This is a genomic window from Monashia sp. HAY1-2A (genome assembly GCF_056755315.1).
Genome location: NZ_JBNDHY010000056.1, coordinates 17,187 through 27,091 on the forward strand (window position 1 = coordinate 17,187; position 9,905 = coordinate 27,091).

Annotated in this window: 5 protein-coding genes; 4 read left to right on the plus strand and 1 reads right to left on the minus strand. The window is 69.5% G+C overall.

Translation table 11 applies throughout. From position 1 onward, the window contains the following. The first annotated feature begins 636 nt into the window (after positions 1-636). Positions 637-3,942, plus strand: a complete 3,306-nt coding sequence (mobF, locus tag ACPYOM_RS10435; RefSeq protein WP_481345880.1) for a MobF family relaxase — start codon at positions 637-639, stop codon at positions 3,940-3,942. Positions 3,943-4,080: 138 nt separating this feature from the next. Here mobF and ACPYOM_RS10440 read toward each other — a convergent pair whose 3' ends face one another. Beyond that, positions 4,081-5,538, minus strand: a complete 1,458-nt coding sequence (locus ACPYOM_RS10440) for a pyridoxal phosphate-dependent decarboxylase family protein (RefSeq protein ID WP_481345881.1) — start codon at positions 5,536-5,538, stop codon at positions 4,081-4,083. A 319-nt stretch (positions 5,539-5,857) separates the two neighbouring features. Between ACPYOM_RS10440 and ACPYOM_RS10445 the strand changes: the two genes are divergently transcribed. The 3 genes from ACPYOM_RS10445 to ACPYOM_RS10455 all read left to right on the plus strand — a co-directional run. Next, positions 5,858-7,252 (plus strand): dihydrolipoyl dehydrogenase family protein, encoded by a 1,395-nt coding sequence (locus ACPYOM_RS10445; RefSeq protein WP_481345882.1) that lies wholly within the window; start codon positions 5,858-5,860, stop codon positions 7,250-7,252. Positions 7,253-8,123: 871 nt separating this feature from the next. After that, complete coding sequence (locus tag ACPYOM_RS10450; RefSeq protein ID WP_481345883.1) at positions 8,124-9,053, plus strand: CPBP family intramembrane glutamic endopeptidase; 930 nt, start codon at positions 8,124-8,126, stop codon at positions 9,051-9,053. Between the two features lie 388 nt (positions 9,054-9,441). Next, on the plus strand, positions 9,442-9,905 hold a 464-nt coding region (locus tag ACPYOM_RS10455), incomplete at its 3' end, for a YbfB/YjiJ family MFS transporter (protein ID WP_481345884.1).

A 9,905-nucleotide genomic window follows, 5' to 3' on the forward strand; every position in this document is an offset into this window, starting at 1 on the left:
CGCGCTGGCTCGACCTCAAGTCTGCCTCTCGCTCATCGAGGCGCTCGCGTGCCTTGTCTCGAGCGCGCAATGCGTTTTCGGCTGTGCGAAGGGCATCGGTTTCTGCTCGCTGTGCATTCTGCAGTCGCTTTCGCGCGTCCGGGTCAACCGGGAAGGGGCTCATGGTTCCTCCTTGTGCCTGAGTCGTCGGCTGGCTGACGCGCGCAGGGGGACACCATGCTCATCGGCCAATCGACGTTCGAGCGCGCCGCTCGGCGGTTCCTTCCCGTCAAGTACTGGCCCCGGATCTCTCTGCGGACCGGAGGCACGGGCCAGTCCACCATTAGGCCCACGGTCGGCCGTCGTCCTGAGTGGGGCGTACTCACTCACCACGCCCTGAGCGCCGCTCGTTGACAAGGTCATTCCCGAGCCTCACGCGCGACCCCACCAGGATCCGTCATTCAGCGGGTCTCGCTTCGGCCGATCTGACTCGACTGACCTCGACAGTGGTCTGGCCATTCGCGGGGATGCTCAGAAAGCGCGCACCGCCAGACGCTCAACCATTTGCTCCACACGTCTGGCACCAAGGTGGCCGCCCGGTCCCGGGGGTGCCCCGGCGCGGTCGTGGTCTGGGGTGTGACGATGTCGATCAGGCGGATGACGCTGGGGGCCGGGTACCGGTACCTCATGTCCTCGGTCGCCCGCGCCGACGCCGCGGGCCGGACCTCGGACCCGCTGACCGCCTATTACACGGCGGAGGGCACCCCGCCGGGCCGGTTCCTCGGCGCGGGGCTGCATGGTTTGGACGCCGGCCGCGGCCTCGAACCCGGCTCGGAGGTGTCGGAGGAGCCGCTGTGGCGGATGCTCGGGATGCTGCAGGACCCGGTCACGGGGGCCCCGCTGGGGCGCGCCCCGGCCGCTGACCGGCCGGCCCTTCCCGCGCCAGATGGCGCGGGAGGTCGGGGCCGGAAGGCGGCCCGGACGGTGGCGGGGTTCGACCTGACGTTCTCGGCGCCGAAGTCGGTGTCGGTGGCGTGGGCGCTCGCGGACCCGGCCACCCGGGCCCGGATCCACGCGGCGCATGCGGCGGCGCTGGAGCTCGTCATCGGCTACGCGGAGCGGGAGGTGTTCGCGACCCGGACCGGCCGCGGTGGGGTGGTGTCGCAGGACGTGCGCGGCGTGGTGGCGGCGGCATTCGACCACTGGGACTCCCGCGCCGGTGACCCGCAGCTGCACACCCACGTCGTCGTCCTGAACCGGGTCCAGGCCGCCTCGGACGGCGGGTGGCGCACCCTCGATTCCAAGGCCCTGTTCCGGGCCGCGGTCGGCCTGTCCGAGCTGTACAACGGCGTCCTCGCGGACCTGCTCACCACAGAGCTGGGGGTGGGGTGGGAGCCGCGGCGGCGGGCCCGGTCGGGCGAACCGAGGTGGGAGATCACCGGCGTCCCGCCGGCCTTGGCGGAGGAGTTCTCGCAGCGCTCGAGCCAGATCGACGCGGCCAAGGAGCGGCTCTTGGCCGGCTTCGTCGCCGCGCACGGCCGGCAGCCCACCAGCGCGGAGGTGCTCAGGCTGCGGCAGCAGGCCACCCTCGAAACCCGCCCGGACAAGCACCTCGCCTCCCTCTCCGAGCTCATCGCCAGGTGGCGGACCCGCGCCGCACCGTACATGGGAACTGGCGTGGGCGCGAACGTGGCTGGGCAGCAGGCGTGGGTGGCGAGCCTCGCCGGCCGCAACGACCTGCCCCGGCTGCAAGCCTCCGACCTGGCGGAGGAGATCCTCGCCGACGCCGCCCGGGTCGCCCTGGAGAACGTCGCCGCGAAACGGGCCACGTTCACCCGCGCGAACCTCCTGGCGGAGGTGCTCCGACAGGTCGCCGGCGTCCGCTTCCACGACCCCGACGACCGCGTCCGCGTCGCCGAGCACGTCACGGAGATGGCGCTGGAGCGGGCGGTCCGGCTCATCCCCGACGACGCCGCGCTCGACCTGCTCCCGGACGGGTTGCGCCGCCCGGACGGCACGTCCCGGTTCCGGCCTCGGGACTCGGTGCAGTACACGAGCCGGGAGCTCATCGAGGCCGAACAGCGCCTCCTCGACGCCGGGCGGGCGGTCAACGCCCCCATCGTCGACGCGGACGTGGCGGCCGCCGTCGCCGCGCAAGAACTGCCGGGACGGGCCCATCCGCTCTCGGCGGAGCAGGCCGACGCCGTGCGCCGGATCGCGACCTCGGGGCGGGTCCTGGACGTCCTCGTCGGCCCGGCCGGCACCGGGAAGTCGACCACCATGGCCGGGGTCCGCGCCGTGTGGGAGGCGCAGTTCGGGCCGGGCTCGGTGGTCGGGCTCGCCCCGTCCGCGGCCGCCGCGCAGGTTCTCGCCGACGCCGTCGGCGTCCCGACCGAGAACACGACCAAATGGCTGGTCGAGGCCGCCCGCCTCCCGGACCGGCAGGCCAGGCTCGAGGCGCTCAAGGCCCGGCTGGACCGGGCCAGCCCCTCGCTGCGGACTCGCGCCCTGCTCCGCCAAGCGAGGCGGACCGCGGACGAGGTCGACCGGTGGCGGCTGCGGCCGGGGCAGCTGGTCATCATCGACGAGGCGTCGATGGCCGGCACCCTCGAGCTCGATCAGATCACCACCCAGGCCCGGCACTCGGGCGCGAAGGTCCTCCTCGTCGGCGACTGGGCCCAGCTCTCCCCGGTCGCTGCGGGGGGCGCGTTCAGGCTGCTCGCGACCGACCGTGACGACGTCCCGCAGCTGCTCGACGTGCGCCGGTTCCGGCACGAGTGGGAACGCGACGCCACCCTCAGGCTCCGCACCGGCCGGCCTGGGGCGGCCGACGAGTACGTGCGCCGCGGCCGGGTCGTCGGCGGCGACCGCGACACCGTGCTGGACGCACTCTTCCAGGCCTGGCAGGCCGACATCACCGCCGGCCGCAGCTCGCTGATGATTGCCGCCGACGCGCAGACCGTCACCGACCTCAACACCCGCGCCCGGTCCCACCGCGTCGCCACCGGCGCCGTCACCCCCGACGGGGTCACCGTCGCCGACGGGTCGACGATCGGAACCGGCGACCACATCATCACCCGGCTCAACCAACGCGACCTCACCACCGCCGATGACACCAGCAACGACACCAAGCGATCCGGGGACCCGGGTAACAGTGTGGGGGATTGGGTCAAGAACGGCGACCAGTGGGTCGTCACCCAAACCCTCCCGGACGGGTCGCTGCGGGTCCGGCGCCCCACCGGCGGCCGCGTCGTGACGCTCCCCGCGGACTACGTGCGCGGGCATGTCGAGCTCGGCTACGCCACGACCGCGCACCGCGCCCAGGGCCGCAGCGTCGACACCGCCCACGCCTACGTCACCGCCAGCACCACCCGAGAACCGCTCTATGTAATGGCCACCCGGGGCCGCGAGTGCAACCGGTTCTACGTCGACACGATGTGGGACCCCGACCAACAGACGGCCCACGACGGCATCGACCCACTCGATCCCGCCGACGTGCTCCGCGCCGTCCTCGCCCGGCCCGGCGCCGACACCTCCGCGACCGCCACCGGAGCTGCAGAGGCAGCAGCCGCGGCCAGCCCGGACCGGGCCGCCGCTGAGGGCGCCGCCATCCTCGAGACCCGCCGCGAACACCGGTACCTCGAGATCCTCACGGCCGCCGGCGTCCCCGAGTCGGACATCGAGAACGCCAAAGAGGGCGACCGGTGGCGCGACCTCCTGGCCACGATGCACCACGCCGAACGGATGGGTGTCGCCCTCGACCAACTAATCATTCAGGGCACGACTGGCTCGGCGGAGAGTCCCCGGGCCACGGAGTCGCGACTTGACCAGATCGGTCAGGAGTTGCTCGCAGTCGCGAACGAGAGAGAAGCCCAGGAACTCCAGAGAGAGCACACGTCGCTCCACAGCCCAGGTTCCCTTGACCGAATCGAGCTATGCCGCGGGTCCGGCCACCGGATCTGATCAGCGGTCACCGAGAGCTGCCTCCGGCAATGATCGGGAGTCGCCTTTTCGCAGCATGGCCGCGGATGAACGGTGGCGGCGACCGATCTGCCGCGCCGCCCAAGCCAGCGTCGGGCAGATCCAACCCAGCCTAAAACCTCAATGCAACAGCGCCTCTAGCCGTTCGTGCAATTGCGGCACGAGGACCTCAACCTCCGGCTTCATGAGGACACTGCGCAGGACGCGCCCAGACGGCACGTCGGCCTCGATGCGGTGTCGCCGCGCAGCCAGCGCCGAACCGTCCACCGTGTAGGTGGCCAGGAACAGCGACTCCGCCGCCGGGAGGGTCATCCCGTCCGCCATGGCCTGGGCACTGGCCGCATCAACCTCGGACAGGCGCCCACGCGTCGGGAAGTACGTCAGGATGTCCAACTGCGGCGTTTGGTAAAGGGCCAGGTTCGGGGACTGCTCGATGAGGCTGGCCCACGCCAGCGTGGCCCGGCGCACCGGTCGCAGCGCTGCACCGAGCCCTTGACCGCTGAGAGGCAGCACCTGAAGTGTCGTCCATAGGGCCGCGGCTGCGGCGCCGGCACGAGAGCACTCCAGTGAGATCTCACCCAAGTGGAGCTCGTCGGAGGTGAAGTATGTGTACGGGGAGTCGTGCAGGTAGTGACGGGCGACCGTCGGATCCTTGAAGATGACCGCGCCGCATCCGTAGGGCTGCAGCCCGTGCTTATGCGGGTCGATGACGACCGAGTCGCACTCTTTGATCGCGCCGAACGGTGCCCGCGCCACTCCGTCGGGGCTGTCATCGGCGATCAGTGTGAAGAACCCGCCGTAGGCAGCGTCGACATGCAGCCGCGCATCGGCTTCCCGGCACAGGGCCAAGATGTCATGGATCGGGTCGACTGCTCCCAGGCCCGTCGTTCCGGCTGTGGCGACCACCGTGCCGATGCTCCCCGTGGACAACGCTCGCTGCAGGGCCTCGACGTCCATGGTGCCGTCCGACGTCGTGGGTATGGGTACACCGTCGATGCCTAGCACCTGACACATTCGCGAGTGCGTGTAATGCGCGTCACTGCTGAAAGCAACCGCTTTACCGGGGTGCGTCTGGCGCGCGATGTAGAGCGCCTCCAGGTTCGCGATTGTCCCGCTGCTGGTGAGGTGACCCAGATGCTGCTCGAACCCGAACATGCGTGCGAGCTCGGTTACGACCTCCTTCTCCAGATGCGCGGTTGCAGGGCCACCGTCTAGGGCGTGGTTGTTCGGGTTAACCAACATCGCGGTGACATAGCCGATGACGGCGGCCGGGTGCGGCGGCTTCAGCATCTGCCCGACGTAGCGCGGGTGGAAGAACGGGTAGTTGTCCCGGAGCCGGCTGCGCAGCTGCGCGGTGACTTCCTCAAGGGTGGACGTGGGTACGCCCAGCGACGGGTGCGGGACGTAACTGCCGAACTCCTGCATCCACTTGGTCATCTCAAGGACCGCGGCACGCAGCTGCTCGGCCAGTTCGCCCGCTCCCGCCGGTCCGCCGTGCAGCAGCGAGGAACGTTGGGTCTGCCGACTCGAGGGGCGGGCGTCGGCGCGCTCAAGTTCCGGCTCGTTTTGATCGATCATGAAGGTGCTCCATCCGAGTCGCAGGCCGCCCGAGCGGATCCTCTTACAGGCCCGCGCCACCACGCAACAATGCCCGCCCGGGCAGGCGCGGTGAGGCGAGTGGCGGAGCCAAGCGCCCCCGAACTGCGGCCGTGCGACGGCAAGGCGCCGGGGTGCCGCCGAACCGTGACCCCGACACATGTCAGAGACCGATCGACGCCACAGCGTCCAGAAATCGCGACGGGCGACCGCTCGACACCACGCGCATGACCCGTTCTGTGCGCCCCAAGGCCCGGCTCGCGCTGCCGGAACCGGAGTCCCCGCACCGATGCTGGCTGACATGAGCGAGCACGTCGTTGACCTAGTCATCATTGGAATGGGTGCCGGTGGGGAGGCGCTCGCCGCGGGCGCCGCCAAGGCGGGGCTACAGGTGGTTGCCGTCGACAAGCACCTAGTCGGGGGAGAGTGCCCCTACTACGCGTGCATCCCGACGAAGATGATGACTCGTGCGGCGAGCGCGCTTGCTGAGGCACGCCGCGTCAACGAACTCGCCGGTGAGGTGAAGGTCGAGCCGTCCTGGGAACCAGTGGCGAAGCGCATCAACCGGGAGGCCACCGACGGCTGGGACGACACCGTCGCCGTCGAGCGTCTCGAGGCCGCCGGCGCCGTGGTACATCACGGAACCGGTCGGCTGGCTGGGCCAGGCCGCGTCCTCGTTCACACCTCCGACGGTGAGACCGTCAACTATGCGGCACGACGCGGCGTCGTGCTCAACCCTGGGACCCGCCCGGCAGTCCCTGCCGTCAACGGGCTGCGTGACGCGCCGTACTGGACGAACCGCGACGTCGCACAGCTGACCCGGCTGCCGAAATCTCTCCTCATTCTCGGCGGGGGTCCCATCGGCTGTGAGATCGCCCAGGTCATGTCGCGGTTCGACGTTGCCGTCACCGTCCTGCAGCACGGCGAGCGGCTCCTGGCCCGCGACGAGCCCGAGGCGTCACAGGCCTTGGAGCAGGTCTTCACAGATGAAGGTATCCGCGTCCTGACCGGTGTCGATGTCATGGACATCGCCTACGCGGACGACCAGTTCACCCTCACGCTGAGCACCGGTCAGGTCAGCACGGCCGAAAGGCTGCTCGTCGCTGCCGGCCGACAGCCGAACTTCGACCACCTCGGACTTGAAAGCATCGGCCTCAAGGCCGACGCTCGCGTGCTTGAGGTGGACGAGCGACTTCGCCTCCGCGGCGTGGACACCGCCGCGACTGGCGTGTGGGCCATCGGGGACGTAACCGGTCACGGTGCGTACACGCACATGTCGATGTACCAGCAGGCCATCGCACTGGCCGACATTCTCGGTCGGCAGGGGCCTGCCGCGAGCTATCACGCGGTCCCGCACGTGACCTTCACCGACCCGGAGGTCGCCGGAGTCGGGCTCACTGAGCAAAAGGCACGCGCAGCCGGTCTCACGGTGCGCATCGGCCTCAGTGACCCCGGGGCATCCTCCCGCGGGTTCACGCACGGCCCCGGCAGCGCCGGCGTGATCAAGGTCGTCGCCGACGCGGACCGAGGTGTGCTCGTCGGGGCCACGGTGGTCGGCCCTGCCGGCGGAGAGATACTCGGGCTCCTGACACTGGCAGTCCACGCGGAAGTCCCACTCGAGACTCTGCGGACCATGATTTACGCCTACCCGACCTTCCACAGGGCCATCGATGCTGCACTGGCTCAGCTGACCTGATCCCAACAGGCCTACGGCGACACTTCGGCACCGGCTCAGCGCTCCAGCGCGCGACGACGGCTTGTAGACCATCGAACCGGTCCACACGTGTCCGCAGGTTGAGCCGCGCTCCCGGGTCAGGCCCAAGTCGTCGTTCTGCCATCGTCAGCGGTCACCCGCGGGTGCACTCGGACAACCTGATGCCCCGCCAAAAGAGAACCGCCGGTCACGGCCGCGAGTGGGTGTCGCACCCCAGGTGGGCACAAGCCGGAGCACCGCGGACGTCCCGGGCGCTCTCAACCAGCGACACGCGCGGCAACTTCGGGGCGGATGAGCCGCGTCGCTGGGGACTCCTACGGGCGCAGGCTCAGACACGGTTGTGCTACCTCCGTGCGCAGCCATCCCCAGACACCTCCCGGCAGCTCGATCCCGCCAGCACACCTCCTCTCCTGCTGTTCTCGCTCCGCAGACGTGCCCAACCGGTCAACCACTTCCGCCTTGCACCGGAGAGCGCATAACCCTTCACACGCCGTGAGCGCCCATGTTCACATCGCGGGGGAGGCCCGTGAACTCCCTAGAACTCGTCTCACCACGCGGCCCTTACCTCTCAGAGGTGGGGTCCCTTGGCGCGCAGATCGATTCAAAGAATCGATGTCGCGCCACAAACCCACAGGGCTCGTGGCGCTGCACCTCGCATGGTCGCACGGTAGACGCTGGCCCACCCTCGAACCCGCGCTACAACCGCGTGCACGTCTGCGCTTCAAAGCGGTTCGCGCACCGCCACATGAGTTGGCCCGAGACGAGCGCCCTGTGTCCCGAATGAGCGACGCGCCTCGACGGCCATATCGCGACGATCGACGAGGTAGTCATGCCCACGAGTAAGGGAGTAGCAATGAGCCGCCACGCCAGGGCCCATCACCCGCGAAGCCACGAGTCCGTCATCCCCGCGAAGGGCAGCCCAGTCGTTTGGCGCGACGTCGTGGTGTTCGTCCTACTGGCCTACGGCATCGCCTGGGGGATCTGGTCGCCCCTGACGCCGAAGATTCTCGTGGCCCTTGCCAGCGGCCAGGCGCCCGCGCAGTTCCAGGCCACTGGGGGAGTGGTTATCGGGATGTACGCCCCCACGGTGGCGGCCGTCATCATGCGTCTGTTCGTCAGCCGCGAGGGGCTTCGCACATCGCTGAAGCCGTGGCCTCTCGTGCGCCACATCCTGCTCGCAATCGTGATCCCGATGTTGTTCATCTTCGCGCTGGTGCTCGCTGTGACGGCGCTGAAGGGCGCCAGCGCGTTCACCCCCGGCAAGCCCTTGGCCACCCTGCTTCCCGTGATGCTGGTCGCCGGAGTGCCCGTCGGAGCGCTGCTGGCCTTCGGTGAGGAGTACGGCTGGCGCGGTTACCTGCTGCGAAAGCTACTCCCACTGGGAGAGCTGAAGGCTGGCCTCGTCGTCGGTGTGATCTGGTCCCTGTGGCACCTGCCGATCCTCATCGTCGGTTTGAACTACCCAGGGGAGAACATCGCCGCCTTGGTCGCGGTCTTCCTGCTCGCCACAATCCTGCTCTCCTTGCTGCACACCCGCTTCTACGTGATTTCCGGTGGAAGCGTCATCGTCACCGCCGTCCTGCACGGCAGCCTGAACACGTTCTCTGACCGCCTCACCGACCCCAAGCACCTGGCCGGCGCGCCACTGGTCGTCGGCGGCGGCGGCGTCATCGCCATCGCGCTGGGAGTCATCGCAGCCATCATCACGGCGCTCTGGCTGCACCAGCGACAGCAAAAGTCCCAGGTCGGCCCCATCACCATCTTCGACAGCGTTCAGCGCTGAACCGCAGGGACCGGTGGACCAATGCTGCCTAGCCGTCCGCATCAGATGCCCGCAACCGAGACGGGCAGGCACGCTCCCGACTGCCGCCGAGCCATCGGCTTGCGCTGCGACACTTGCCCGCTCATGACGTGCCGACGTGAGCACTCATGAGAACCGTTGGCGGCAGGTCCCGACACATAGGCGCATCATCGCCGAATCCTCACGCATCGAATCGAATCGAGAGGTGCAGGGCTCTGCGCTCGACGGCCCGCACACAAGCACGCTTCGAAACGATTACCGGCAGCAACGACAGCCGGTCACTGCGTCCTGATGTGTTGGGTGCGTGTCCTGATGTCTGCGTTGTGGCCGGTGGTGGCGGCGTTGCACCCAAGGTCCGCAACACATTGGCATGGAGGTCTTGATGACACTGGCAAGTTCTGAAACGAGCCCGACCGTCAGGTTCGGCTCGGAGGTCCGGGTCGCGCTGGGTTTGGCGGCCGGCCCGGTCGTGGCGCTGGGGTTCACCCGGTTCGCCTACGCGCTGCTGCTGCCGGCGATGCGCGAGCAACTGCACTGGTCCTTCACCGCGGCCGGCGGGATGAACACCGCCAACGCGGTCGGCTACATCATCGGCGCGGCCACCGCCGCGGCCTGGGCCCAACGCCTGGGCGCCAACCGCGCCTTCACCGGCGGGATCGCCGTCTCGGCGGCCGCGCTCGTGCTGGCCGGGCTGACCCAGGCCTACGGGCTGCTGACCGGGCTGCGGTTCATCGGCGGGCTGGCCACCGCGATCACCTTCGTGCTCGGCTCGGCCCTGGCCGCCCGCGCCCACCGCGGCGGCAGCCACCGCCACGCCGCGACCCTGGTGGCCAT